The organism is Klebsiella pneumoniae subsp. pneumoniae HS11286 (assembly GCF_000240185.1).
Classification (GTDB): Bacteria; Pseudomonadota; Gammaproteobacteria; order Enterobacterales; family Enterobacteriaceae; genus Klebsiella; species Klebsiella pneumoniae.
On record NC_016846.1, the window covers coordinates 61438 to 83741 of the forward strand.

Sequence of the window (22304 nt, forward strand, 5' to 3'; positions counted from 1 at the left end):
TAACAGAGACTCAGTGCATCATCTGAAATACCGTATCCACTCTGGCCATAAAGCCCTGTGCATCCGTGGCGCCCTGCAGGATCGGGTACGCTGCCAGCGTGTTTACGTTCACCAGAAACGTAGTCGGTGTGGCCACCGGGATATTGGGGAAAAAGGTCTGCATCACGTCAGGAGGCGCCGGCAGCGCTTCCGGAAACGCGTCATCACCCTGTCCGTCAATGGTGTAAGAGAACACGGAGAAGCCATACTGTCCGGCCAGCTGCTTCAGCACCGGGTCAAATTTATGACAGTAGGGACAGTGTCCCTGCATGAACAGCACCACTTTCCAGTCGCGCAGGTCCACCTGCTTTCCGTTGCTGAGTCGTAACCAGCGTGGCTGAGATGCCCCGCTCACCGCCTGGGGAGTGTCGCTCTGCGGGGAGGCCGTTTCAGTACCGGAGATACCCCGCGGATCCCAGAGCGACTTCACCTCATCGAGCGTTCCCGCATGTGCCACCCCAGCCAGTGCAAGGGAAAGAGCCAGTGCCGCCAGCGGCGTCTTAGCGAGGTTCATCAGGCTGTTTTTCACAGGCTTTCTCCTCTTTTTCGGCTTCAGCAATCAGGGCGTTTAGAATGCGGTATCCCCCGAACACCACCATACCCAGCCCGAAGATTTCCCCGGCCTGGACGGCCAGCTCAGGCTGTTTTCTGACAAGCCGGGCTATCAGGTGGAAAAACACGCCCACGGCCAGCACCCACATCCCGGTGATATCTAAATCCGGAAAACGAATATTTCGCATGACACACTCCTTAGAAATTCGGTTTAAAGTCGCTGGAGACATAGAGGAACTGTTTCGCCAGGTCGTCCTGACTGATAAAGCCGTAACTGAGAGGCTTCACCTGGCCACTTTTAGGGTTAACCAGCATCATCGCGGGGAAGAACTTCACGCCAAGCTGCTCTGCCTGGCCCTGGTCCGTCCGGCTGTCGGGCAGCATGGGGTTAATCACTCCGTCAACCGACACCGGTATCACGCTCAGGCCATAGGTTTCGCGAAAATTTTTAATCACCTGGACCAGCTGGCCATCGATCGCTTCCCGGCCCCGGTAGAAGAACATCACGCCGTAGTGCTGTGCGAGGGTGGAGATAGCCTGTCGCTGTTCGGCATAGTCGGCAGCGAGCTGGTTTTTTACCGTGCCGTTGTAGTGGCTGTACTGCAGGTTGTAATCGAGTTCGGGGTTTTCCAGCATGGCTTTCTTCGCACTCATCGAGAACAAACCTGCCTGCTGCGTCCAGTAGTTCTGCAGCCGGAAATACTTCACGAAGTTTTCAGACGATGGATACAGAATGGCTTCGTACAACGACCGTTTGGTGGCCGCCTGGAGTGTGGCGAGTTTCTCCAGAATATCCATTTGCGGCGGTGGTGCCGCTGGTACGGCTTTCCTGTCCTCATCACGGGGCTTCAGTTTCTCGTTGTACCACTGCCAGCCCGCGTCTTTGGCGAAAGCCGGCATCAGGGCGCAGCAAAGGCACCCCGCCAGCATGGCGGCATGTATTGTTCGCATGGCAAATACCCTTTTATGAATTAATGCGACTGGCGTGACAGATGCTGATAGACACTGTATTTATCGAGCTGGCGCTGTACCTTTCCTGCATCATCACGGGCTTCAAAGCGATAACCGCTGCAGTACAGAGGCAGATAATTTATCTGAAGGTCCACCCGCTCCCCGTCCCTGATCACCCACGCGGCCTGAGAAACAGTGTCGCACTGGATCCCCCAGGCCCGGTTGGTTGTCATAAATGCGTTAACCTGCCTGTCCCGCCACAGGCTGTACGATATAATGCTGACCAGGAGAAAGACAAACACCCCGACAAACACCATGACCAGCCCGTATGCTTTTTTCTCTTCCATTGACTCTCCTGGTCACATAATAAGGAATAGCGGCATGCTCAGTACTGAAGATATAAAAGCCTGCCGGTCCGCTGGCAGTTTCTGGAAAGCAGGTGAGTACTGAGCGGCCATCTGAACCAGTTCGGACGAGTTAATCAGGAACCTGTCTGTATGCAGAGAGATATCCGCAAGAACAGCCAGCACCATAACATGATGCTCCTGGGGTAAATTCTCTTCATTCAGAATGTCTATAAATTTCTCAATCGTGATATATTGATTCATCTTTGCTTTTCCTTGCATTTATAACTTTCTCCAGGACTGAGAAAAACAAATAACATACAGACATGGCAAACCCAGCCATAAGAATAAAGACCACACTTTCGACATAATCACTTCCCGACGTCCCTTTGACTGCATCCCAGGAGAAATAAATCACCGGAGAAATAATGATTATTGTTAGCGTTAATCTCAGGACAAAATCAATAACAGGCTTTTTGTGAAAACTCATTTTCATGATTATCGGTCTCTTTATTAGGCAGCATGGTTTATTGCGCGGATTGCTGACTCATGATTTCCTTAATTCGTTCTCTGGTCTTATTGGTGAGCACATCGTTTTCCGGTATTTTTTGATTTTTCATCAGGTCGTCCATAAAGTTGGTGAAATCCAGCTTGTTAAAATCAATCCCCTGGAGTTCCGCGACGGTAATGCCCCGACAGTCAGGACTGCTGGCGCCGCCAAAACCGATATGCAGCTGACCGTTTCTTCCCTGCTGCTGAACGATCTGCGCCAGTTTTGAGTCGAACTGGCAATAGCTCCTTTTTTTCTCCAGGCAAATCCCCAGAACCTTTTTAGAGCAGAATTCCCCTATACTGACCGTCAGCTTGTCTTTTTTCGCTTTGGCCAGCGCCTTTTCCTCGCTGCTGCAGCTTGCCAGCCCCACATCCTGGCCCCAGCCACTGTCTTTGCAGCAGTTACTGAAGCCGGCAGCAAACTTCTTACAGAACTTCGCTTTTCCGGTGAATGCCCGGACATCCACCCCGTTCAGTGCCGCGACGTCCTTCCCCGCGGCAGCCAGTGCCGCCAGCTCAGACACCGCCTGCCCAAAGTCGTTGCTCTTCCCGGACGTGGCTTTGTCACATTCACCATCAAGGCAGAAGACATCACCGCCGCAGATCATTTGCTTGCCACTCGTCCTGGTTTCGCAGGAATACGTTGCATATTCATGCAGGCACGTGCCTTCCTCGCTGGAGAAGGCGCACTGGCGGGATGACAGAGTACAGGCCGTATTTTTCATCAGGCTTTCACAGGAGCCGTTGTCCGCCGGCTGCGTGAGCCAGGTATCCTTATATTTCCAGCAGGCCTCCGTGAACGAGTAATCCCTGCCTCCGAGGGTGATGGTTCGCGTTCCTCCCGGACTGATACATTCCTCGCCCGTTTTTTTCCCTTCATCCTTACTGAACGGACAGCTTTCAACCCAGACGACTTCAGGTGCATAGACGGTTTCGGTTTCTTCCATCACCAGGGTGACCGTGACCTGTACGGGTTTCTGGCTGGCCGATGATACGGTCCGTGATGTTTTGCTTACTGAAAAGTTCTGCCCAGCAATGACCGCTTTGTCCACACCAAACGACTGATGAATCTTCCCCTTCCCGTCATAGGTATATTTCGTACAATGCGTGTTCTGACCGCCTGAACACATCGATTCTGAACGTGGCCAGCTGATCACATCAATGGGGAACGTTCGTTCAAAGAGGGTCAGGCTTTCACTCACTGCACTCTTGCAGCTATCCCGCACCTTCCCTTCGGAATCGCATTCTTCAATCCAGGGGATCACCAGAGGCTCACCATCCACCGAGGCATTCAGCAGACGACCGTTGGTCGGGATCGTCAGGTTGCCACTCCATTGCCGGGTACTCCGGGCATAATTCAGCGTCACCACCTGCTGATAGGTTCGGTTAACTTTCTGTGTGGTGGCGTTATCCTTCAGGGTCGCTTCCCGTGTGCAAAAATTTTCCACCTGCAGATCACGTTCGCAGGTATGGTTTGTGAACTCGCTGCGGTTCACAACCTGGGCGGTACAGGACTGTCCGGTATCACCGACAATGCTGTCGGCACGGGATTCTGTATCCTTTGCGGCCTGAATAAACGGCGCATCCTGAGATATCTGATCCGGTGGCCGGTTCGTGAACGACTCCGTAATCGTTTTGCCGGTATCTCCCTGGCTGAACTCCAGGGCTGAATCGCTTTTCAGAGAGCTGTCTCCGCTGGCAGTGACGCCGCCGTAGTATTTTGTCTGATCCGGGTTGTCGGTATACCCCGGCAGGTTTTGCTCACCACTGAAATTTTTTAGTGAGTTCAGACCATTGCCCTGCACCTGTTTCGCAAAATCCGAACCGGCTTTATAGTCACTTCCACTGTCAGCGCAGGCGGGGGATGCCAGCCAGATGAAGGCGCTCAGGACAAAAAAATGCGCGGTCAGCACGGAAATAACCGTCTTCATTTACACCCTCCCTCATCCCTCACCATTTCCGGTAACGCCATGAAGTACAGTTTATCTTTCATGGCTGGCTCCCGGCGGCATTCGAGGGCGCATCAAGTATTTGCCGGGCCACCTGTGCGCAGTCACCGGTTTGTGCCACTTTCTCCAGCGCCTGTTTGACGTGAATGTTACCGCGTACCACGTCATATCCGGCCTGACACCGTACCACCAGAGACGGCACACTCCGGATGCTGTACTGCGTATATAGTGTCGGGTCGATCTGCACGCCGTCGGTCACGCCATCCTTCACCAGCTGCAGCACCGCGTCAGTGGTGGTCTTCATGTCGTTATTGACGAGCCCACGCAGTGTCGCCGGAATGCCGTACTGCCGGGTTTCGTGCAGCATCCGCTTCAGCCCCTCTTCAGGTATCGAGAAGGAGACAAAGTACAGCGCCCCTTCTGCCGGCTTTTCCTGATTCGCCGCTTTCTGCTGGCTGACCAGATTATCGATAAACTGGCGGTCTGATTTGGGCAGAGGATTACGGTTGATTTGCGCCTCAAGCTCCTGCTGCAGCTGTTTATCCGGATGCTGGCGCAGCTGTTCGCTGAGGTTCTCCTGCTGCTTCAGCCATTCTCTGTCTGTAACAGAGGAGGTTTCAGCCAACACTGCTCGTCCGGTCAGCAAAAGCATGACCATAAACAGATTCATTAATTTCATGAGAGACTCCTGTCAGAGAAAGACACAATTGCGTTTACGCCACATCAGATAGCCATAGTTCTTACGGGTGTTGGGTGGATTTTTACCGGCCTCCCAGCGCATCACGCTGCGCCCCACGGGATGGCACTGGCCGCTGTCCGGGTACATGTTCACCATCTGATAGCGCCAGCGCTCTTTGGGGATGATCGGGGACGGATACTCATAGCAGACCGCCTTGTCCTTCCCGATGCTCTCCATAATTTGTCCCTGCCGGTGAAGCTTGTACGCCATGCGCTCGCTGACAAGTAACGAGGACTGCAGCGGACTGGACTCGTTGCTTACCCAGCCGCTAAACGGGTACATCGAACCCTGAGAGCCGGCACACCAGAACAGAATATCGAGTGGCATATGAAACGCGCTGGCCATAGCGTCAGCCGCGCACGCCCCCTGTGCGATGGGGTTGGCAAACAGGATGGCTTCCGGATTCAGAATGGTGGTGAGGCTGCTGTCCACCCAGGTCGGGTCAATCTCGGACAGATAGGCTATATCCATGTCTCCGCCTTCCAGACAGCCTGCGGAGGTGATGATGTTCAGCCAGTAGGTCAGCGGGTACTTGTACCAGTGAACGTGATAAAAAGCGCCGTTCACCTGCTTATCGTCCTTTCTCGCGGTCCCCATACCGGTCTTGCCGAGATTGATACTGAAGCCCCCCAGATTGACCATACAGCCAGGCGAACGGCTGACGTCCGTCATGGCCATCGGCTCCCAGTACCCGATGGCCAGGCCGGGACGAACAAAAATCGGTGGCGGCGCCGGACACAGCTGCAGGGGACTACCCGGATTGCTGGTATCAGGTAGATCGCCTTTACCAACCTGCACGCTGCCGAGTGATAAAGGAAATATGCAGCGCCAGCACACATCGGTGATCGGGTTAACAAACCGGCCCTCACAGGAGGGGTCTGCGGCGGCGCGGCCACTGAACGTTGAGAACGCGATGCAGATTAAAAAAAATATGGCTTTCATTCGTCAGTTTTCTCCCTGAGAACAAGACGGAGGGCATCGGTTTTATTGCGGACCTTTTCCCGTGTAGAGTCTTCGGCGCCCTCCATCCCGGCCCACACCATCAGGGACAGGCAGTCGAAGAGGTAAAGCTGGCGACGGTATGAATCCCTGTTCGTCTGGCGAACGGCGGACAGTGCATCGAGTTCACAAGTCATTTCATCGATAACCTTTTCACCGTTGTATCTCAGCCAGCGGTACAGCTTCTCGTTATCGGTCCTGAGACGCTCAACCTCTCTCTCCAGCCAGCTTTCTCTTGTACTGAGTTCCCGTATGACATTCTCCTGCTTACGGATGGTGGACCACATTAGCGTCAGCAAGAGCATCGTGAGCAGGATTATTAAGGCCAGTATCATCGGCATCGGTTACCTCTTTTGAATAAAACGCAGCCCCAGATCAGGGGTGCGGGACGGGCGGGAAGGTCTCAATATTCAGCCGTTCACCGGAGGGCGCCGGCGTGATCCGCGCCGGGACCGCCGTCAGGCCAAATCGCTTGCTCAGTACACCGTTCTGGTCGAAATAGATCCGGCTGTCCAGCGCTGCGGAGGTGTCCGGGATACTGCCACGCACCAGGATAATTTTGCTCATCAGGGTTTCCGGCACCTGACGCTTCATCCAGGCCAGCTGGTCGGCATCGTCACCATTGATGAAGTACAGGGTCTGGACAAACGGTACGGTTTTAAGCGGGTTCACCACTTCGCCCTTGCGGGCAAACACCCGCCCCTCATTGTCCTTCAGGTCTTCGGTCAGTCGGATGCTGGGATCAAACCAGCGCTGCTCGTATTTCTCCGCACGCTTAATGCCTTCCACCGGCGCCGGACGCTGACTGTTCTCGATAACCCGCTGCTTAAACGCATCCATCGTCTGGCCCCACTGGCCAGAGGATTGCAGCGACTGCAGACGCTGCGTGATGAGCTGCAGCATGTCCTGCTCCCGGACGGGCCATAAATCCCCCCAGGTACCGAGATCAGCCGCCTGAGTCAGCGGCGATAACAGGCAGGCGGCGAGCAGACAGTCTTTCAGTCGTATCATTACTCTTCTCCTTTCATCCGGCGGGCAATGTCGTGCTGGATGTTGCGGGTCACATCAGGCGCGCCCTGAACCACGGCAGGTGAAACCAGAATGACCACATGATGCTGCTGCTGATACTCCGCCAGACTCTTCTCCAGCGCGTCGTTAAACCGATCAGAGAGCGCTTTGGACTGCGCCTCTGTCAGCTGCTTCTGACTCACACTGTCCATAAAGCTGTCGAGCGTTTTCTTCATATCAAAAGCCACCACCCGCGGCGTGGAGTAGTCCAGAACCACGCGTGAGAGAAACGCGCTGGTTGCCAGGGCGAAAAGCACGAGAGCAACGATGACAGGTATCCGGCGAAAGGTAAGAGAGGTCGTACTGACCGGTTGTTCGGTGTTGTTTTTCATCACTGTTTATCCTCCATGTCATTCACCGGTATTCGGGATTCAAGCTCTGCCATTTCGTCTTTAAAGTTGCGGCACGCCAGTCCGTATACCGCATCGTGGATATCGACCCCCTCCTGCCGGCGCGCTTGCATGTACTCAAAATCCGGGCCTTTGGAGGAGTACATCGCCCGGCTGAGCGGGTCAACGAACAGGCGGTGCCAGGAGCAGTTCGCTTCCACCTGCAGCATAAAAGAGGAGAACCACTGCTCTTTGGCCGAACCGAAGCCGTTAATCATGTCTTTCTCCAGCTTGCTGAACTGATCCGGGTACAGCTGGTTATACTTGGCAAACTCTTTGGCTGACTGCTTCAGAATGGCCTTGTACGACGAGTTCCCCCAGGCAGCGCGTGCAGCGCTCGATGCGGTCGGGGAGTCGAAGTCCACGATATTTTGCGTGATGGTGATGTATGCGCCGGTATGTCGACGCGCGGTACGGTAGCCTTTCTCGATAAACTGCCCCACTTTTTCATTCTTGAAATCAAGGAGCTTCCAGCCCTCATCGATGACGTTCAGTTTTTTCAGGCCACGCGGTGACTGATACATCCTGTTCTCGATGTAAATAATCAATGAGAACATCACCGCGATAAGCAGAGAGGGCCGCGACTCCAGGCCACCGAGCTCCAGTACCACCATCCGGGCGTCATCGTGAAGTGTTGGTTTATCTGAGTTGAAATAGTCCCCGTAGATCCCATTCACCGTGTACTGATCGAGCAGGATTATCATCTCGTCCAGACGGCCCCGGATTGTCGGGGAATCAGCATATTCATCGCTGTCCTTCGCGTCCTGTAAAAACTGAACTACGTCATCAACGCGTGCATGATTACGCTTGCTTAACCAGGCCGCCTGAACTGCCTGCAGAAGCAGACCTTCATGGACTTCATCGAGGTTGCCGTTCGGACTGGCCATCACCGACATCTGATCGCGTATACGTTCTGCTGACATGTCAAAGTGAGCATCATCCAGCACGTTGGCGAACGGGTTAAACTTGAGGGTATCGCCATCGAGGTATACGCCCCCCATGTTTTCACACAGGGACTTATAGCCATCGCCCATGTCGAACACCCAGGCAAACCCGCCGGAGTCGAGCACACTGCGAATGAGGGGCTGAATCAGACCGGTTTTACCCGCCCCGGACGTCCCGCAGACTGCCATGTTGAAATTGGTATTGTTCATTCCCTCGTAGAACAGGTCGATGAACGCCAGCTGATTTCGGTAGGTGGGCGCCAGGAGTCCCGCCGGCGCCAGCGGGCTGTCAGCGACGATCGGCAGGAGGTTAGCCACCTGGAACGTCTCCGCCCGCTTCACCACGCCTGCCGCCTGCAGCTCTTTAAACAGGCCCTCACCACACTTGAACGGCATCATGGCCAGAAAGTTACGCAGGTGATGGTAGCGGGCCGGGATCAGCTGGAAACCGCCTTTACGGTAGCTGTTGAGCACCTGCTGTTCAGCGGCGAGAGAGGCCTCTGTGCTGTCTGCGGTGTACGTGGTGATATTAAAGAAGTAGGACACCAGGGAGGTCTGGTTGGTCGCCAGTCGCTGGCGGATATCGCCCCACTCCTGCATTTCCTTTATCACGTTCGGAAAAAACTTCGCGTAGGAGGTTTTGCTTTTCTTCTCCACGTCCATGAATTTCATGTTGGCTTCATTCTGGGTCTTCACCTGGTCCTCCACCATCAGCGTCAGCGTGATGACAAAGGGGCAGGAGATGGAGAGCTCCGGGTTAAGCAGGTTGGCGTAGTTATCCGCGGAGGTCCAGAGGAAGGCCATTTCCGGATCACTCTCCAGATGGTAGCTCGTCACCCGGGTTACGCACTCTTTCCCGTCGCGCCCCAGGCGGCCAATTTTCAGATGACCGGCGGTGACCTGCATATCAAAGCTGTCATCGACACACTGATAGTTCAGATCCTGATAGGGGTCCAGCTTATACGGTACGCGGTACATCTCGTGCGGGTCCGGGTTTATCAGCTCGCGCATCAGTTCGACCAGCCCGGCAGCATCAAGGATACGCGTCGGAATATAGGCACCGCCCAGTGACGCCCGCAGGATTTTAATCTGGTTCTCCATCTCCACAATTTGCGTGGTGGAGTTTTTCTTCCGGGGCACGCAGCAGGAGATGTACACGCGGTAGTTACGCAGCGTCAGGGGTAAATCCAGTGCAGGAGGCAGGGGGAACTTCGTCTCCGCTGCCCGGAGATAGTAGGCCTGGGTGATGGCGTTAAACTTCTTAGCCTGTTTACCGCTCCAGCGGAATTCACGCAGACCGTAGTCGATATCATTGCCGACCAGTTTGCTGGAGACCAGATGAAAACTGACCGGGACGCCCCGGGGAAGTTTGCTGCGCAGTAAATGCTCCAGTGTGGCGACGATACTTTTATCCGCACCGGGTAAAGGACGCGCCTCAAACATAAAACCGATGGTTTTGTTATTAATAAACAGCCCGGTCGCGGAATCATAATCCTTATAGGGCAAAATACGGCTGAACTGGGGGAAATTCATGCTGCCCAGCGTGTCATTGGCTTTCGCGGATTCGTCGGGCAGCTTCAGTGCTGATACCAGTGAATTCACAGTCTGGGTGACGGCATCGATGATGTTATTACTCATGCAGGCGTTCCTTTAAGAGCATTTCAAAATAACAAGGGTAATAAATGGCAAGAAGAATATTCATATCCGCACTAGAAACTCCTTCTTATAATGGAAAGCACTGGAATAAAAAACAATAAACACATGGAAGCAATAATCTGACCCATAAAGATCGAATCCAACAACACCTCCCCTTGCCACAGACAAATAAGCAGAGTGATAAATAATAAAACCACATGAAAGAAAACAATCAGGAACAGAATGTTCGCTGAGAACTCCCCATCACCAACTTCCACCTCTAAGCAGAAAAAATAAAATACACACAAACTACAGATAATATAGACGCCTTCATGTCGAATACCCTGAAAGAAATCAGGAGAAAACTCTCCTGCCAGTCCATTGTAAGTCAGTCTGGCTCCCAGATAGATGAGCCAGTAGACTGGAGGTATAAACAAAAATCCGTACTTTCGAAGAAACAGCATCATATCCATCCCCTGATTATTTGCTCATAGCGTTCAGTGCGTTAAGTTTTTTTCACGTACTGCTTTAATCTCTTCTTTATACTTGCATTCTGATGCCATCTTTTTTGCGTCACCGAAAGTTAATGGCTCTGACGAAGTGCCTGTGTTAGTTTGAATTGCTAAACGTAACGCCTCACCTGCACAAGGTGTCTAATGAATAATACTTTGCAGTTGTTCTGGAGTAGCGGGCTGCATATCGCTAGAATCTTCAATATACTGCACAAAAAAAATACCCAGTTAACACAATTAAAAGAAGAACTATCAAAAAACCAAATTGCTGGCCAATTTCTTGCTGTCTTTCCATTGTTCCATCCCTACCGGTCAATCCAGTTTGTTAATCAGCATTTCATTTTGAGTTAGCTTTATATAATTCCCACTGATGGATATAGGAATAATACTGCCCACCAGGCACATTAATGATGATGCCATCACAGTCCAGTTTATTAACAGGGCTGGTAAAAGCGCCTGTCGGCATGTTTACCTCAAGTGTCCGGCAGTCATCTTTCCAGTGTCTACCTGCTTCAAGTTCATCCATCGAAAATGAGTGAATGGAGATAACGAACATCCCGGAAAATCCAACCACCGCTATAAGCGCACAGTATATGAATGTATCGCCTCTGTTAACTCGAAGATTGAATTTTTCAGGGATGGCAACCATTGCCAGCGCACCGACCACACCAATAACAAAAAGAATCAGGCATATACCGTTAAGCCATGCAACGTTATGTCCAAGTATATAGTACGCTTTCACTTTCTTATTCCTTATGCTGCATACTTTCAAATAACGTGAGATTGTTAATACTGACCATCGGTCTTACTATTCACCTGCCCCCATCCGATCAAAGTAATAAATCAAGACATAAAACATATAAAAAACCACTGTGGCTGTAAAAAATCCCGTTATTACTGACAGCGTCAAATCAGGAGAGCCGGCCCACATGTTTTTATCCATGAATACCATTAATGAAAATAAAGCACTGAGACCTGTAAGCCCAAACAACATTAAAATACAGGAAAGCGTATCTCTTATAAAAACACCAATAATTACATAGCCGTAACCGCAGATAATGATTGCCATTGCAAAAAAAAGTCGAACAAAACCATCAAAACCTAACTGGTATTCAGCCATTTACCCACCCTCATTCAATGTTTCTATCACGCTGCTCAAAGGCTCGCGGGTTTTAATTTCAATGCACTCTCCTGTATTACTTCCGTAACCTCTGCCCCCACGTGCTTCGAGTACCCGTAGCATTTTTATGCAGACATCTGTATTAGGCATGGGAGTAATATCCCAAATCCCACCGCCACTACTCGGCGTCATCAGCACCAGAAAAATAAAGGCATGCATACTTTATTGCCTCTGTTTATATATTAACGAATGAATATTTCTTTCATTGCCTCTGCGATAGTTGTTTGCCTATCGCCACTTATCGCTCTGTCAGAATCAGACTTGCTTACATTTTCAATAACATCACTACACTGAAGTCGATTTTGCCTGGAGAGAAAAACCCTTTATCATCAACCCGCCCTTTTAAATAACCCTTACATAAAGATACATGAGCGTAATATCTTCGTCTGAACACGCTACCGCCCATCCCTTTCAACGCAGAGGGCACTCGTTATAATTCAGAAATGAAAACTTACTGCAGCGCCAGTAATGGCGCTGTGAATCAATTAAGGCGAGGTTGTCCCCACGCCGATGGTTTTACGACAAAAAGAACCGTTGCCGGCTGGTGATATACATCATCTGAATCCACATACGGCGCTATCCACAATGACGTTGTCTCCTCCCCTTTTCTTAATGGCCGGGGATAATTACCTGGCGGTGTTGACGGTGACGTAAACGTTGACGCCACTACTGGTAAAGACATTTTCACTACCGGCAAAGACTGGAGCCTTTTCCCGGTTTCGAAATATATTGCCTCATTCTTTGCCGTTGGATTATTTAGGTACACTGCACGTGCTCGTTCTCTCTCCGCTGCCACTCTGGCCCGGTTCAGGTTGGGTTGAGGCGGCAACGGGTACGGATTAACTGACGTGGTTCCGAAATTACCCTCAGCCAGTTGTGGCAACCCGGCCGCAGCCGGCTTTGCATCACTGCGTTCCTCCTTCAGCTTCGCTTTTTCATTTGCCTGCTCCATCGTCATACAGGTATCCGACGTCGTGGCATTACATTGAAATTCAGTCTCTGTGCCCGCGCACCCGGTTAAGAGCAAAGCGCTGCCCAGAGGAATTAACAGCATTAATTCCTTCATAATATTTCTCGCTATTTATCGGTTTTTTTTCAGGTTCATCCTGAGCTGGGTATTTTCCTTAATCGCCCGAACTAGCCATTATTTTCCCCCTGCGGCGCTGCGCCCGGAGAGAACTCACGCGGATCAAGTTTGCCCAGCTTCTTCAGCATCTCGTCAGTATTGAATCCGTTCATACCGCCGCCTGACTGATGATGTGCATCAGCCTGCTGTGCCGGCTCCGCCTCCTGATTCTGAGCCTGCTGTTGCCCGTTCTTTTCCGCTTCCAGTTCTTCAATCGTTTTCAGCTGGAATCCATCCTGGAACACGACGGTCACTTCGTTGCCGGCACCAATCGGAATGACCGGGTGATACTGCTCGGCCCTTTTGATGTAGTACTCGCTCAGCGTCTGCGCAGCTTTAGATGCACCACCGCCGACCCCCATTTTCAGAACGTCACCGGCGCCAACAGATGCGGTTGCCCCCAGGCCAACAGCCGGCTGTGAAGCCCGTTCCATGCCCTGACCAATCCCGTCAACAAAACCGGCCCCCCATGCCCAGCCGAGGATTTTTCCGTTACGCATCACCACCTCTCCCTTAACCCCGTTTTTCCCCATAAAGGAAACGTGGCCGTTAATGGGCTGATCGATGGTTTTATCACCTTTGATACAGCTGATATTGCGGGTACGGACAATGGCGCGTTCGCTGGAGACATCGCCCCAGGCTTCAAGGCCCACAAAACACCCTGTCAGGTCGTAGGTTTTGCTGTTTGGCATTTCCACGCGACCGGTGATACGCAACTGCATCGGTACAGTTGATTCATTCCCGGTAACAGACGCGTTGGCATCTGCCCCCTCGATAAGCATGCTTTTTGCAAAGCTCCCCGACGGAATGTACGGCAATGACTTCGTTTTTTTTCCTTTGTCGTAACTGAACGTTTTACGCTGTATCTGGTTTGGTACCGGTACAGACTGGTAGCTGACCTGCGGCGGCGGTGTCATACCATTCCCCGGATAGAATGCCGTCGGAGGCGGTACCGCGGCGCCGGTTTGCGGCGGATAACTGGCTGGCTGCGGCTCCCCTTCCGGACCGGGTGGCGGTGACGGAGGAGTCGGCGCGGGCTCGCCACCAGAGACAGCCGGTTTCACGCCCAGCGACTTCAGCTGATTCTGCATGGCTTCATTGTCACTGCTGAGTTTGTCGATACGTATCTGGTCAGCGGTTCGCGCCTTACTCAGTAGTTCCACTTCCCCCTGCAGGGAGTCAAAACGCTTGTTGAGATCAGCGGCAGTCGCCTGCATTTCTGTTGTCGCGTGCTGCTCCACCTTACTGTTGAAGCTGCTGTCGACCACCCCGGTCATATCCGGTGCGGGTTCGCCCTGAGCCGGGGCTTCCTCATCAGAGCTCATGTTCAGATCTGACAGATACAGCCCGCCTCCGACTGCTGCCGCGCCGCCCGCCAGAATGAGTCCCAGCCAGATATATTGCTTACGTTTGATCAGCGTGTTGAAGTTGGCCATCAGCGCTTCACTCCTTCATCTGACGTCGTGACCCAGATCTGCATGCGACCACCGGCAGTCAGCAGGCCCGCCGGGGTACTGAACATGACGGCACGTGTTCCGGGCTGCCAGAAATCGCTTTCACGCACCATACGGGCCGACAGGGAGACATTGTCCAGACTGTAACGGACAACTTTCAGGTGATGACCGACCCAGACCCGATCGGCAGTGGCGCGCAGACCAGCCGGCACCTGCAGCACTTCAGAAGTGACGGGGACAGACTGATACTCATCGGGTACGCTGCCCTGACGCACGGCGCGATTCAGCGAAACCAGTAACGATTCATAGGGGTTCGACTCTTCCCAGGCTTTTGCCGGACCGGGGGTACCCGCCAGCTCGCTGACCAGCTGAATTGTCCGGCCTGAGCCCGCACGGGGCACGGCACGAATGGAGAAGTTCAGCCCGCGTTCGGTTTCCACAATGAAGGTGAATGGTTTTTTACTGACGGTCGCCAGAATGGCACCGCCGCTGTCGGTCTGCTCCTGGTTTGTCAGGCCACCGTCCAGGCTGTTTATCGCCGTGATGCGATCGCCAGGTACTGTGAACAGATTCGGGTCGGTGTTACTCACGGCAATATTTGCCTGACCACCATTGGTTAGGGGGACCACTGTCGGCGCCAGCGTACCGCTGAGGGTCGCGGACATCGCGGGGGCGGCCAACAGCAGACAGCCTGAAATAAATAACGGGTTAATTTTTTTCATTATTTATTTCTCCAAAACGTGCCAGCCAGCTGACACCATCGACACGACTGAACTGAATGACATAGCTTTTAATTTCACTGTAGGGTTTGGAATCCCCAATCCACGTTTTCAGCTCACCCCGGATATCCACGCGGTTCTCTGCCGGCCAGGCACGCATCGACGTCATATAAAAGGTGGAATTAACGTTATTGTCTTTAATGCGTTTCGCATCTTCAGCCAGCTGGACCTTGAGGCTGTTCTGCGAGGCGGGTAATACATACCGGAGTAGCTGCTGATGCTGGGCATCAACCGTTTCCGGCGTGACATTCAGACGCAGGGCAACAAAGGACAGGCCCAGCTGCTCAATATAAGAGGCGTCAGCCTGGTTCTGAGACACCGCAAAGGGTGCACGGAATAACATCGGTGTCACCGCCACTTTCTGTTCCGTCTGCAGACGGTAATTATTTATGCCCTGGATAATATTGGTCGCAAGACTGAGGGTCAGGAGTGTCCCCAGACTGATAAATCCCACAGCGATAACGCGGGTGGTATTTTGTCTGGCACCATGTTCCATATGTTATTTCCCCGTTGATTTATTTAATCCACTGCCGGAAACAGGAGTCCGGAACATCATGAAAGAAACCTTTAAGAAGGGAGGTTGGCAGATACCAGTAAATCAGGTCGCGTAGCCAGGAACTGCCCCGCCCTTTTTTCAGTTTCTTGATACCCCAGAAAACCAGTACCGCTGAAGCTATGCCAAAAATGAACTTGCTGGTCCAGAAACCCCAGCCGAGACAAATCACGGCCGGGATAAGTTCATCGAGATATAAGCCAAACCAGCGGGACTGGTTAGTCAGTGTTTCCGGGAAACGGTATCGCTTTAATTCGTCTCCCGTCATCACGTGCTTCCTGTCAGTAACCGGCGACCGACATACCGATGGTGATAAAGGTGGAAATAATCGCGAAGCCAAACAGGAACTTCACGTTTTTGGTCATCATGTACATGATGCCGCCGGCGACAACTTCTGCCAGAACCACCCATTTGACGACGCTGGACTGCTTACCAAACGTGCCTTTAACGGTCGCATCCCCGGACTTCATCAGGTCGGTTGCCGTGGTGGTGGCCATCGCAGCATCCGGGAAGAACGCCGCCACAGCAGCAACCGGCAGCGCAACTTTAGCGACTTTCAGGGCTTTCTTTTTATTGAAAACGCGGGACATAAAAGACGGTTTGGTTTTTTCAGAGACAGCAGAGCCCTGAACACTTAATACAGCATTCATATTTATTTCCTTTAAAAAGAATGGTTGATATATAAAACAGATTTTTGACTATGATGTTAAATCACTCTTCCTTTTCACCTCCTGGTACGGCTAGTTCCGAGTTATAAAAGTCCGGAAAACGTTCTAGATGATCTTTCAGTCTCAAATAAGCTTCAGCTGTTTTACTTCTTCTGCTTCTGTCTTTTGCTTTGATGAGTCGACGATTAGTTTCTTCATCTAATTTTAAAAGCACATTTTTTCCAGGCGCAGGTCGTGCGTTGCTCCTAATCGCTCTTTCCAATCGACCTCCAAAGTAAGATTACCAACCTTTAATAAATCTTACATTGGAGGATTTAAAAGTAAACAAACTAAGGAGAAATCTTGAGTAAATTATTTTCACAAATCAAAAGTACCGATGGTACTTTTGATTTAACAAAAAATTAACACCGTCTTTTAATATCGAAACCACATTCGATATAAACTTTCCATAACTTAGAGTATAGATCGATGACATTATGATATAGTCACGATCATCAAAGCTCAGTTCCTTTTTTATTTTACTAACTGTATTTTTTGAGGTTTGCACCCCAACACCTGTAATCTTAGAAATAGATGCATGAGAAAACCCAACCGCATACAGATTAAAGATAGCCCAGTCAGACTTTGCTGAACGCTGAATTCTTTCGATATATCTTTGCATCTTTATAGAAAAGTCATTGTATTCCATTGAAGGATGAGGTATCGGTTCATCTTCATTTATAAAAACCCATTTACTGTATGTATCTTCATTAATCGAGAACGTTTCAATAAAAACAGTCCAAAGTGAACCTGCCAACCAAATATTTTTAACAAGTACAGCAGAACCTTCTGAAAACGATTTCAGTTCTGACTGCATCAGTTCCAGTTTGATCTCCAGGGAGAGATCCAGAAACCAGCTTCCCGGTGCTCTGGGTGTATCAAATGCTCCAGTTCCACCAGATGTTAAGAAAATTTTGTCAAAGGTTGGGCTGGTGTGAATTACTTCGCCCCGGGAATCACGAATAAAAGCAGGGCAAGATGAAATATTAAGCATCTCGCGCATAGAATGAATGGAATCTGTTTGACTGCGCACAGCAATATGACTACGATCCTTCGCACACATAGGCGCCTCCTGGAAAGGACACTATGGATAGTTGACGTTCGGGGGGACAAGCCCCGGACGTCAACGCTTCAACAAATTTTAGTACAACCCTGTAAGTATTCTATATTCCTTATACTTCCATGTCACTTTTTAAAGCTAGATCATTATTCTTTTTTTACTGCTGAATTAATTACAAACCACCATAAACACACACCAGTTCTTACTCTTCTTCCTGCTCGGGGAAGAAGTGAGAAATAACATCTTTTGCATCTTCTCGAATGTTACTCACCATGCTGCGGAACTCGAATCGTTCATCACCTGTAACATGAGGGCTTAGAGAGCCAATAGCCAAAAGTTTGGATACGGTAAACTGAGTCTTCATGACATTCTCAAGCAAAATCTTATTAAACTCAGTTTGGTTAAACCCTGAATCTTTTCTTTCCATTTGAGCCTCATAAACCCTAAGCCCTAATTCAAGGAGCATCGAAGCGACACTTGAAAAACTGACATCCTTTTCCTTTGCCCCTTCAGCCCTTCGCTTTTCCACTATTGCATTAATTTTCTCTGCAACTTCATCACTAGCATAAGCTTGTACCCTGGCCATATCGGTTCCTTTATTAAAAACAGCATCAAACAAGTTATTATGGCGAGAAGATAACGCGAGTTTACCTTCTTTACAACTCTAAACTTAAGTCTAGAGTCTAAGAAAGTTGCATTACGAGTCATATGGCGACTTAAGTCTAGAGTTAAGTCGCTTTAAATATATGATTATAAAAGAGTGAGTCATAAACGAGTCGCTATAGACTTACCGACGACTTACTACTGACTCACCGGCAACTCACATATATATAAAGAAAAATAACATAATGTAATATAACTACAGTTAAGCCACTGAAGCTAAAGTGAAATCTGCAAAATTTTAATTTTGCGTAGTGTGTGGTGATTTTGTGGTGAGGAGTGCATATATGTTGAGTCTCGGTCTTGGATGGGTTAAGGTTATTCCGGGATTTGGCACGGAGGGGAATTCATGAAGGGAGTAGCGTTTGGTATCATCCTGTCTTTAATACCATTGTCATCAATGGCAGCAGACTGCTTTGATATGGCTGGCAGGGATTACAAAATTGATCCGGATCTCCTGCGTGCTATATCATGGCAAGAATCAGGATTTAAAATTGATGCGATTGGGCGTAATCCTGTTACGGGTTATGGATCAGGCTTGATGCAAATTGACTCGCAGCATTTCAACGAACTGTCGCGATATGGAATAAAACCGGATCATCTTCTTAGCGATGCTTGTCTTAACATCTACACCGGAGCCTATTATCTGGCTCAGGCGTTTAAAAAGTGGGGCGTTTCGTGGGATGCAGTCGGGGCATACAATGCAGGCTTCAAAAAGACCCCGCGCCAGGCAGCAAGACGTTACGAGTATGCGAAGAAGATCCATTACTACTACACGGCTATCAAAGCAAGCAAACGAACTTCTTCTAAAGATCAGAAAATCGCCATGAACTAAAAAGCCTTCTGATATAAGAAGGCTTGAATTTCTTAAAAATCTACGGCATCTATACCTGGATAATAATCGGCATCACTATCAAAATGAAAAAGCAGATACCCACCCTCCCGGTGCATTAGTATAAGAGTTTTGCGTAAAAATTTTGACACCCCACCTCTTTTTAGCGCCAGAAGATGGCGTTTGAAATCATACATCCTTATAACACAACCATAAGGTGTATCATGTATCCACTCTAAGTAACTATCGCAAGTTAGATAATTGGTTGTTGATGAAAGCACCTGAAGAACTCTGATATCACCTTCTTCCATATGTGAAATACTGATACAGACAGCTTTAAATTCAAACATAAGTATTCCCACCATCAAAACGCCGGACAGCTGCCCGGCGCTTATAATTAGCCTTTAAGAGTGCGGAATTTCTCCGCAATTAACCACAATGCCTTATTGAGTTTAACATCACCATCGATTGCTTTTACTGGCCGGGTTGTTGTTCTTTTCCCTTTTTCAGTTCGGCCAGGCAAACCGCCTTTAATCAGATTTTCCTGGACCCTTTGATATGTAGTCCAGATGTCATCTTTTTTATCTTCATAACGGCGCGGATGAATTATCTGTTCAATACTGACCGGAGATTTATTTTCATCTTCATATCGGTAGGTTAATGCAGCTTGTCCAAACAGACGCTGTTCTTCCTTGGTTAAGGCAATAGACTTCATGACATCAACGCCTTCAGTTATTTTATCGAAAATTCCCAGAACTTCGTAAGCACCTTCGATAACCCTTCCAACAATATCACCTTTATGAGGTACACGAATCTCACCAAACGACGTACCGCACACAAGGCCATTTGTGCATACAAAACGGAACATACCCGGGATCATTTGATAACTGGACGATCCATCATGCGAGTTAAGAAGAATGATTTCGGGTACTTCTGTTCCTTTATTGGCCCCTTCACGGCGAAGTCTTACCATATGCTTAGTATGCCCCCGTTTATCCTCATCCCTTACTCGTGACTGACAGGCAAAAAATGGCTGGAAACCTTCTTCACGTAATTTATCCAGCAGTGTAATGGTTGGAATATAGGTATAGCGATCACTACGTGAATTATGCTTTTCTTCTGAAAACACAGAAGGTACAACCTTGACTAATTCATCGTTAGTCAGTGGGCGTTCCTGACGAATGGAATGAGTAAGTCCAAATCGGGATGCTAAACGCATATTATTCTCCTTCACCTGTTTAATTTTTTAACCATCACCCGTTGAGTTGCCGGGGCCGCGGTTTTGACTTTGTGCGGGGACCTGCTGAACCTGCCCCCTGGATATAACCTTCACCCGTTTGAGAGCCGTTCGCCGCGAGGGCGTAAACGAGCACGGCCCGGTGCAGATGTCCGGGGGTGAGCGGGAAATTTTTTTCGGTCTAATGAAGCGCAGCGGAATGGCCGGGAAAAATTTATTGCGAAAGGCTCTGCCGTCCCCTGGACAGCAAGACGGGTTGTGCTTGTCTCAGCCCCGGCGAATGGACTCAAACGGGTGATACGGGTACCAGGGGAAAGGAGCAGGCACCCGCCGCAACGACGAAGAGCGCGGGCGCGAAACGGCGTTGCCCTGCAGAGTGCCGGCAGTCCTTCGCCGGCACGGTGAAAGCGGCGCGACCGGGACGGTCGCAGCAAGCGCTGCCGTTGACCTTGACTTCAGACATCAGACACTAGCCGTCAGGCCCGAAACCGCTTGCGGGTTCGGCGGAGCTTACCGCGTCTTTTCGCGGTTAGCGGAGTGTGGCTCGACGACTGGACAGCGTAGCTGGCCAGGAGCCGAAGGTGTCCAGTATGGGTGTGCTTTTAAAGCCTTTAAGGGTTAAAAAGAGGCATCACAGCAGGGAGAAGAAGAGGAAGCAGACAGACAGCAGGCAGCAAACAGGGAAGACGCGGAAAGGAAATGCGGGCGGCGCGTCAGCGCGGCCCGGTTTTCCCGGCGCCGCAGGCGCGCGGCCTTTCGAGGCGCGGCCAGACGGGGACAGATGCCCCCTTCGCCTGCTCTGTTCCCGAATCAGTCAACAAACATCGAGACCGGGATTTGAAATCGATTTGCCAGCGCCCGCATGTGATCGAGGGTCAGACTGCGTTCACCACTGAGGATCCGGCTGACGAGTGACATTCAAACCTGCTGAATTTTAAAGTTAACACCGCAGGCTCTGGCGTACCGAACCAGCGTCTGAATACTCATTCGCGAAGCGTTCTTCTCCATACGTGAGATAGTAGGCGCTTTGATGCCCATACGTTCTGCAACCTGTGCCGACGTCAAACCCGCTTCTTTTCTCCATGTTGCTAAGGTTTCCCGAAGTAGCTCCGAGGCTTCTTCTGCCTCGAATGCCGCGCTGTACTCATGATCGTTCATTGCTTCGGTATGAACCTGGCTAAGGGTTTTATATTTCATTCTGCATTTCCTCCAGTCTGCGAAGTGCCAGATCTATTTCTGCCGGGGGCGTTTTTGGCGATTTTTTGATAAAGATCCGAAGTAGAAAAATACGTTCACCACTCTGATATACCCAGATTCCGCGGGCGATATCTGCCCCCATTGTACGTATTTCGAAAAGGCCGTTTCCAAGCGGCTTGGTATCTGGCTCGCGTAGCTGGCGAGGGTTTGCTTCCAGCTTCATGAGTAGCCTGGCCATTTTTGCACGAATGGCAGCAGGCAGAGCCGTAAACTCTTTTTCAGCCTCATCATGAAAGATGACTGTGAACATGAATGTAATCTCTGGTCCGTATGTGTATACGTTAGCTTAAAAGCTAACTTAGCTCAAGAGCTAAGTTAGCTAACTTCTCACTACCCGATCTTTACAATCTCAATACCCAGCATAAGAGCTATGAATTCCGCTTTGTTCTGAAGCAACCAGGTGCGTGCTTCGGGTGCCTGAGCTTTGCTGATATCGATATCAAACTGATTAAGCGCTGCAGCATCGGCGTGTCCGAGTGTAATACCGCGCCACTGCATCCCCGCATAATAGGCGTTCCCTGCCCCCTGCTGGATTTGTCTTTTCACGTGTTCCATTGCCCAGACCTCATTCCACACCCAGACGGCGGAACATATCGGCGATGATATTCCGGCGCGTATATGAAGCACCTGCGGCTTTCAGATCGGCCAGCACGTTATAGGCGTAACTGGCATCCTTTCCATGAAAAGCGATCAACTTTTCCGCTTTTGGTTCAAAACAGGATGGGGAAGTTTCCCGGGAGAAAACCTCTGATGAGTGTTGATGGCCGTATACTTTCATTTTGCGTT

The 22304-nt window shown here is 50.4% G+C and carries 37 protein-coding genes; 4 read left to right on the forward strand and 33 right to left on the reverse strand.

Annotated features, from left to right (window positions below; all coding sequences use genetic code 11):
- Positions 1–10: 10 nt before the first annotated feature.
- From KPHS_p200790 to KPHS_p200920, 14 genes are all read right to left on the reverse strand, one after another.
- On the reverse strand, positions 11–568 hold the full coding sequence (locus tag KPHS_p200790; protein ID YP_005229695.1) for a conjugal transfer protein TrbB: 558 nt from the start codon (positions 566–568) through the stop codon (positions 11–13).
- Positions 540–779, reverse strand: a complete 240-nt coding sequence (locus KPHS_p200800) for a conjugal transfer pilin chaperone TraQ (protein YP_005229696.1) — start codon at positions 777–779, stop codon at positions 540–542. Before KPHS_p200800 ends, KPHS_p200790 begins: the two co-directional genes overlap by 29 nt.
- Before the next feature lie 10 nt (positions 780–789).
- Positions 790–1542, reverse strand: coding sequence for a conjugal pilus assembly protein TraF (locus KPHS_p200810; protein YP_005229697.1), 753 nt, complete (start codon positions 1540–1542; stop codon positions 790–792).
- 20 nt (positions 1543–1562) lie between these two features.
- Entirely contained in the window at positions 1563–1889 is a 327-nt protein-coding gene (locus KPHS_p200820; RefSeq protein YP_005229698.1) for a hypothetical protein, read from the reverse strand.
- A gap of 12 nt (positions 1890–1901) precedes the next feature.
- Positions 1902–2150, reverse strand: a complete 249-nt coding sequence (locus KPHS_p200830; RefSeq protein YP_005229699.1) for a hypothetical protein — start codon at positions 2148–2150, stop codon at positions 1902–1904.
- A complete protein-coding gene (locus KPHS_p200840) occupies positions 2128–2382 on the reverse strand; it encodes a conjugal transfer protein TrbE (protein YP_005229700.1) in 255 nt (84 codons plus the stop codon). Before KPHS_p200840 ends, KPHS_p200830 begins: the two co-directional genes overlap by 23 nt.
- Before the next feature lie 31 nt (positions 2383–2413).
- Positions 2414–4369, reverse strand: coding sequence for a conjugal transfer mating pair stabilization protein TraN (locus KPHS_p200850; RefSeq protein ID YP_005229701.1), 1956 nt, complete (start codon positions 4367–4369; stop codon positions 2414–2416).
- Positions 4370–4427: 58 nt separating this feature from the next.
- Positions 4428–5066 (reverse strand): cconjugal transfer pilus assembly protein TrbC, encoded by a 639-nt coding sequence (locus tag KPHS_p200860; protein YP_005229702.1) that lies wholly within the window; start codon positions 5064–5066, stop codon positions 4428–4430.
- A gap of 12 nt (positions 5067–5078) precedes the next feature.
- Entirely contained in the window at positions 5079–6068 is a 990-nt protein-coding gene (locus KPHS_p200870; protein YP_005229703.1) for a conjugal transfer pilus assembly protein TraU, read from the reverse strand.
- Entirely contained in the window at positions 6065–6466 is a 402-nt protein-coding gene (locus KPHS_p200880) for a hypothetical protein (RefSeq protein ID YP_005229704.1), read from the reverse strand. The genes KPHS_p200870 and KPHS_p200880 overlap by 4 nt, the downstream gene beginning before the upstream one ends.
- Before the next feature lie 34 nt (positions 6467–6500).
- Entirely contained in the window at positions 6501–7136 is a 636-nt protein-coding gene (locus KPHS_p200890) for a conjugal transfer pilus assembly protein TraW (protein ID YP_005229705.1), read from the reverse strand.
- Complete coding sequence (locus KPHS_p200900) at positions 7136–7525, reverse strand: conjugal transfer protein TrbI (RefSeq protein ID YP_005229706.1); 390 nt, start codon at positions 7523–7525, stop codon at positions 7136–7138. The genes KPHS_p200890 and KPHS_p200900 overlap by 1 nt, the downstream gene beginning before the upstream one ends.
- Complete coding sequence (locus KPHS_p200910; RefSeq protein YP_005229707.1) at positions 7525–10164, reverse strand: conjugal transfer ATP-binding protein TraC; 2640 nt, start codon at positions 10162–10164, stop codon at positions 7525–7527. The genes KPHS_p200900 and KPHS_p200910 overlap by 1 nt, the downstream gene beginning before the upstream one ends.
- A gap of 71 nt (positions 10165–10235) precedes the next feature.
- Positions 10236–10634, reverse strand: coding sequence for a hypothetical protein (locus tag KPHS_p200920; RefSeq protein YP_005229708.1), 399 nt, complete (start codon positions 10632–10634; stop codon positions 10236–10238).
- Positions 10635–10817: 183 nt separating this feature from the next.
- Between KPHS_p200920 and KPHS_p200930 the strand changes: the two genes are divergently transcribed.
- Entirely contained in the window at positions 10818–11024 is a 207-nt protein-coding gene (locus KPHS_p200930) for a hypothetical protein (protein YP_005229709.1), read from the forward strand.
- Here the strand turns inward: KPHS_p200930 and KPHS_p200940 are convergent.
- The 3 genes from KPHS_p200940 to KPHS_p200960 all read right to left on the reverse strand — a co-directional run bounded on the left by KPHS_p200940 (position 11011) and on the right by KPHS_p200960 (position 12012).
- Positions 11011–11415 (reverse strand): hypothetical protein, encoded by a 405-nt coding sequence (locus KPHS_p200940; RefSeq protein YP_005229710.1) that lies wholly within the window; start codon positions 11413–11415, stop codon positions 11011–11013. The genes KPHS_p200930 and KPHS_p200940 overlap by 14 nt on opposite strands.
- Positions 11416–11481: 66 nt before the next feature.
- A complete protein-coding gene (locus KPHS_p200950) occupies positions 11482–11793 on the reverse strand; it encodes a hypothetical protein (protein YP_005229711.1) in 312 nt (103 codons plus the stop codon).
- Positions 11794–12012 carry a hypothetical protein gene (locus tag KPHS_p200960; RefSeq protein YP_005229712.1) on the reverse strand — a complete coding sequence of 73 codons (219 nt, stop codon included), beginning with the start codon at positions 12010–12012 and terminating at the stop codon, positions 11794–11796.
- Between the two features lie 65 nt (positions 12013–12077).
- On the opposite strand from KPHS_p200960, the gene KPHS_p200970 reads away from it, so the two are divergent.
- Positions 12078–12203, forward strand: coding sequence for a hypothetical protein (locus KPHS_p200970; RefSeq protein YP_005229713.1), 126 nt, complete (start codon positions 12078–12080; stop codon positions 12201–12203).
- A gap of 131 nt (positions 12204–12334) precedes the next feature.
- Here KPHS_p200970 and KPHS_p200980 read toward each other — a convergent pair whose 3' ends face one another.
- The 9 genes from KPHS_p200980 to KPHS_p201060 form a co-directional block, all read right to left on the reverse strand.
- The gene (locus tag KPHS_p200980; protein ID YP_005229714.1) at positions 12335–12919 is read right to left on the reverse strand and encodes a conjugal transfer protein TraV; all 585 of its coding nucleotides are present in this window, start codon (positions 12917–12919) and stop codon (positions 12335–12337) included.
- 71 nt (positions 12920–12990) lie between these two features.
- On the reverse strand, positions 12991–14415 hold the full coding sequence (locus KPHS_p200990; protein ID YP_005229715.1) for a conjugal transfer pilus assembly protein TraB: 1425 nt from the start codon (positions 14413–14415) through the stop codon (positions 12991–12993).
- The gene (locus KPHS_p201000; protein YP_005229716.1) at positions 14415–15155 is read right to left on the reverse strand and encodes a conjugal transfer protein TraK; all 741 of its coding nucleotides are present in this window, start codon (positions 15153–15155) and stop codon (positions 14415–14417) included. Before KPHS_p201000 ends, KPHS_p200990 begins: the two co-directional genes overlap by 1 nt.
- The gene (locus tag KPHS_p201010) at positions 15142–15708 is read right to left on the reverse strand and encodes a conjugal transfer pilus assembly protein TraE (protein YP_005229717.1); all 567 of its coding nucleotides are present in this window, start codon (positions 15706–15708) and stop codon (positions 15142–15144) included. Before KPHS_p201010 ends, KPHS_p201000 begins: the two co-directional genes overlap by 14 nt.
- 19 nt (positions 15709–15727) lie before the next feature.
- Entirely contained in the window at positions 15728–16033 is a 306-nt protein-coding gene (locus KPHS_p201020; RefSeq protein YP_005229718.1) for a conjugal transfer pilus assembly protein TraL, read from the reverse strand.
- A gap of 13 nt (positions 16034–16046) precedes the next feature.
- Entirely contained in the window at positions 16047–16415 is a 369-nt protein-coding gene (locus KPHS_p201030) for a conjugal transfer pilin subunit TraA (RefSeq protein YP_005229719.1), read from the reverse strand.
- A gap of 61 nt (positions 16416–16476) precedes the next feature.
- Entirely contained in the window at positions 16477–16647 is a 171-nt protein-coding gene (locus KPHS_p201040) for a conjugal transfer protein TraY (RefSeq protein YP_005229720.1), read from the reverse strand.
- 150 nt (positions 16648–16797) lie between these two features.
- Positions 16798–17535, reverse strand: a complete 738-nt coding sequence (locus KPHS_p201050) for a conjugal transfer transcriptional regulator TraJ (protein YP_005229721.1) — start codon at positions 17533–17535, stop codon at positions 16798–16800.
- A gap of 199 nt (positions 17536–17734) precedes the next feature.
- Positions 17735–18151, reverse strand: coding sequence for a conjugal transfer protein TraM (locus KPHS_p201060; RefSeq protein ID YP_005229722.1), 417 nt, complete (start codon positions 18149–18151; stop codon positions 17735–17737).
- 390 nt (positions 18152–18541) lie between these two features.
- On the opposite strand from KPHS_p201060, the gene KPHS_p201070 reads away from it, so the two are divergent.
- Complete coding sequence (locus KPHS_p201070; RefSeq protein YP_005229723.1) at positions 18542–19027, forward strand: putative lytic transglycosylase; 486 nt, start codon at positions 18542–18544, stop codon at positions 19025–19027.
- Between the two features lie 32 nt (positions 19028–19059).
- Here the strand turns inward: KPHS_p201070 and KPHS_p201080 are convergent, their stop codons facing one another.
- The 3 genes from KPHS_p201080 to KPHS_p201100 all read right to left on the reverse strand — a co-directional run bounded on the left by KPHS_p201080 (position 19060) and on the right by KPHS_p201100 (position 20695).
- Entirely contained in the window at positions 19060–19389 is a 330-nt protein-coding gene (locus KPHS_p201080) for a hypothetical protein (protein YP_005229724.1), read from the reverse strand.
- 32 nt (positions 19390–19421) lie between these two features.
- Positions 19422–20243 (reverse strand): hypothetical protein, encoded by an 822-nt coding sequence (locus KPHS_p201090; RefSeq protein ID YP_005229725.1) that lies wholly within the window; start codon positions 20241–20243, stop codon positions 19422–19424.
- A 110-nt stretch (positions 20244–20353) separates the two neighbouring features.
- A complete protein-coding gene (locus KPHS_p201100) occupies positions 20354–20695 on the reverse strand; it encodes a hypothetical protein (RefSeq protein YP_005229726.1) in 342 nt (113 codons plus the stop codon).
- Between the two features lie 265 nt (positions 20696–20960).
- Here KPHS_p201100 and KPHS_p201110 point away from each other — a divergent pair, with 265 nt between their 5' ends.
- Positions 20961–21176 (forward strand): hypothetical protein, encoded by a 216-nt coding sequence (locus tag KPHS_p201110; protein YP_005229727.1) that lies wholly within the window; start codon positions 20961–20963, stop codon positions 21174–21176.
- A 3-nt stretch (positions 21177–21179) separates the two neighbouring features.
- On the opposite strand, the gene KPHS_p201120 is transcribed toward KPHS_p201110, so the two are convergent.
- The 4 genes from KPHS_p201120 to KPHS_p201150 form a co-directional block, all read right to left on the reverse strand.
- The gene (locus KPHS_p201120; protein YP_005229728.1) at positions 21180–21458 is read right to left on the reverse strand and encodes an XRE-like antitoxin protein; all 279 of its coding nucleotides are present in this window, start codon (positions 21456–21458) and stop codon (positions 21180–21182) included.
- Complete coding sequence (locus KPHS_p201130; protein YP_005229729.1) at positions 21448–21768, reverse strand: RelE-like toxin protein; 321 nt, start codon at positions 21766–21768, stop codon at positions 21448–21450. Before KPHS_p201130 ends, KPHS_p201120 begins: the two co-directional genes overlap by 11 nt.
- 80 nt (positions 21769–21848) lie before the next feature.
- Positions 21849–22073, reverse strand: a complete 225-nt coding sequence (locus tag KPHS_p201140) for a hypothetical protein (protein ID YP_005229730.1) — start codon at positions 22071–22073, stop codon at positions 21849–21851.
- 10 nt (positions 22074–22083) lie between these two features.
- Positions 22084–22296, reverse strand: a complete 213-nt coding sequence (locus tag KPHS_p201150) for a hypothetical protein (protein YP_005229731.1) — start codon at positions 22294–22296, stop codon at positions 22084–22086.
- Between the last annotated feature and the right edge of the window lie 8 nt (positions 22297–22304).

Excerpts from the sequence above, each read along its gene's own strand:
- KPHS_p201000 (YP_005229716.1), bottom strand. The coding sequence starts at position 15,155 with ATGAAAAAAATTAACCCGTTATTTATTTCAGGCTGTCTGCTGTTGGCC.
- KPHS_p200800 (YP_005229696.1), bottom strand. The coding sequence starts at position 779 with ATGCGAAATATTCGTTTTCCGGATTTAGATATCACCGGGATGTGGGTG.
- KPHS_p201090 (YP_005229725.1), bottom strand. The coding sequence starts at position 20,243 with ATGCGTTTAGCATCCCGATTTGGACTTACTCATTCCATTCGTCAGGAA.
- KPHS_p201080 (YP_005229724.1), bottom strand. The coding sequence starts at position 19,389 with ATGGTGGGAATACTTATGTTTGAATTTAAAGCTGTCTGTATCAGTATT.
- KPHS_p201120 (YP_005229728.1), bottom strand. The coding sequence starts at position 21,458 with ATGAAATATAAAACCCTTAGCCAGGTTCATACCGAAGCAATGAACGAT.
- KPHS_p201140 (YP_005229730.1), bottom strand. The coding sequence starts at position 22,073 with ATGGAACACGTGAAAAGACAAATCCAGCAGGGGGCAGGGAACGCCTAT.
- KPHS_p200830 (YP_005229699.1), bottom strand. The coding sequence starts at position 2,150 with ATGAATCAATATATCACGATTGAGAAATTTATAGACATTCTGAATGAA.
- KPHS_p201010 (YP_005229717.1), bottom strand. The coding sequence starts at position 15,708 with ATGGAACATGGTGCCAGACAAAATACCACCCGCGTTATCGCTGTGGGA.
- KPHS_p200870 (YP_005229703.1), bottom strand. The coding sequence starts at position 6,068 with ATGAAAGCCATATTTTTTTTAATCTGCATCGCGTTCTCAACGTTCAGT.
- KPHS_p200890 (YP_005229705.1), bottom strand. The coding sequence starts at position 7,136 with ATGATACGACTGAAAGACTGTCTGCTCGCCGCCTGCCTGTTATCGCCG.
- KPHS_p200860 (YP_005229702.1), bottom strand. The coding sequence starts at position 5,066 with ATGAAATTAATGAATCTGTTTATGGTCATGCTTTTGCTGACCGGACGA.
- KPHS_p200960 (YP_005229712.1), bottom strand. The coding sequence starts at position 12,012 with ATGCATGCCTTTATTTTTCTGGTGCTGATGACGCCGAGTAGTGGCGGT.
- KPHS_p201020 (YP_005229718.1), bottom strand. The coding sequence starts at position 16,033 with ATGACGGGAGACGAATTAAAGCGATACCGTTTCCCGGAAACACTGACT.
- KPHS_p201130 (YP_005229729.1), bottom strand. The coding sequence starts at position 21,768 with ATGTTCACAGTCATCTTTCATGATGAGGCTGAAAAAGAGTTTACGGCT.
- KPHS_p200990 (YP_005229715.1), bottom strand. The coding sequence starts at position 14,415 with ATGGCCAACTTCAACACGCTGATCAAACGTAAGCAATATATCTGGCTG.
- KPHS_p201030 (YP_005229719.1), bottom strand. The coding sequence starts at position 16,415 with ATGAATGCTGTATTAAGTGTTCAGGGCTCTGCTGTCTCTGAAAAAACC.
- KPHS_p200920 (YP_005229708.1), bottom strand. The coding sequence starts at position 10,634 with ATGGATATGATGCTGTTTCTTCGAAAGTACGGATTTTTGTTTATACCT.
- KPHS_p200980 (YP_005229714.1), bottom strand. The coding sequence starts at position 12,919 with ATGAAGGAATTAATGCTGTTAATTCCTCTGGGCAGCGCTTTGCTCTTA.
- KPHS_p201050 (YP_005229721.1), bottom strand. The coding sequence starts at position 17,535 with ATGTGTGCGAAGGATCGTAGTCATATTGCTGTGCGCAGTCAAACAGAT.
- KPHS_p200880 (YP_005229704.1), bottom strand. The coding sequence starts at position 6,466 with ATGCCGATGATACTGGCCTTAATAATCCTGCTCACGATGCTCTTGCTG.
- KPHS_p201070 (YP_005229723.1), top strand. The coding sequence starts at position 18,542 with ATGAAGGGAGTAGCGTTTGGTATCATCCTGTCTTTAATACCATTGTCA.
- KPHS_p200900 (YP_005229706.1), bottom strand. The coding sequence starts at position 7,525 with ATGAAAAACAACACCGAACAACCGGTCAGTACGACCTCTCTTACCTTT.
- KPHS_p200950 (YP_005229711.1), bottom strand. The coding sequence starts at position 11,793 with ATGGCTGAATACCAGTTAGGTTTTGATGGTTTTGTTCGACTTTTTTTT.
- KPHS_p201110 (YP_005229727.1), top strand. The coding sequence starts at position 20,961 with ATGCGGGCGGCGCGTCAGCGCGGCCCGGTTTTCCCGGCGCCGCAGGCG.
- KPHS_p201150 (YP_005229731.1), bottom strand. The coding sequence starts at position 22,296 with ATGAAAGTATACGGCCATCAACACTCATCAGAGGTTTTCTCCCGGGAA.
- KPHS_p200910 (YP_005229707.1), bottom strand. The coding sequence starts at position 10,164 with ATGAGTAATAACATCATCGATGCCGTCACCCAGACTGTGAATTCACTG.
- KPHS_p200810 (YP_005229697.1), bottom strand. The coding sequence starts at position 1,542 with ATGCGAACAATACATGCCGCCATGCTGGCGGGGTGCCTTTGCTGCGCC.
- KPHS_p200840 (YP_005229700.1), bottom strand. The coding sequence starts at position 2,382 with ATGAAAATGAGTTTTCACAAAAAGCCTGTTATTGATTTTGTCCTGAGA.
- KPHS_p200930 (YP_005229709.1), top strand. The coding sequence starts at position 10,818 with ATGAATAATACTTTGCAGTTGTTCTGGAGTAGCGGGCTGCATATCGCT.
- KPHS_p200820 (YP_005229698.1), bottom strand. The coding sequence starts at position 1,889 with ATGGAAGAGAAAAAAGCATACGGGCTGGTCATGGTGTTTGTCGGGGTG.
- KPHS_p200850 (YP_005229701.1), bottom strand. The coding sequence starts at position 4,369 with ATGAAGACGGTTATTTCCGTGCTGACCGCGCATTTTTTTGTCCTGAGC.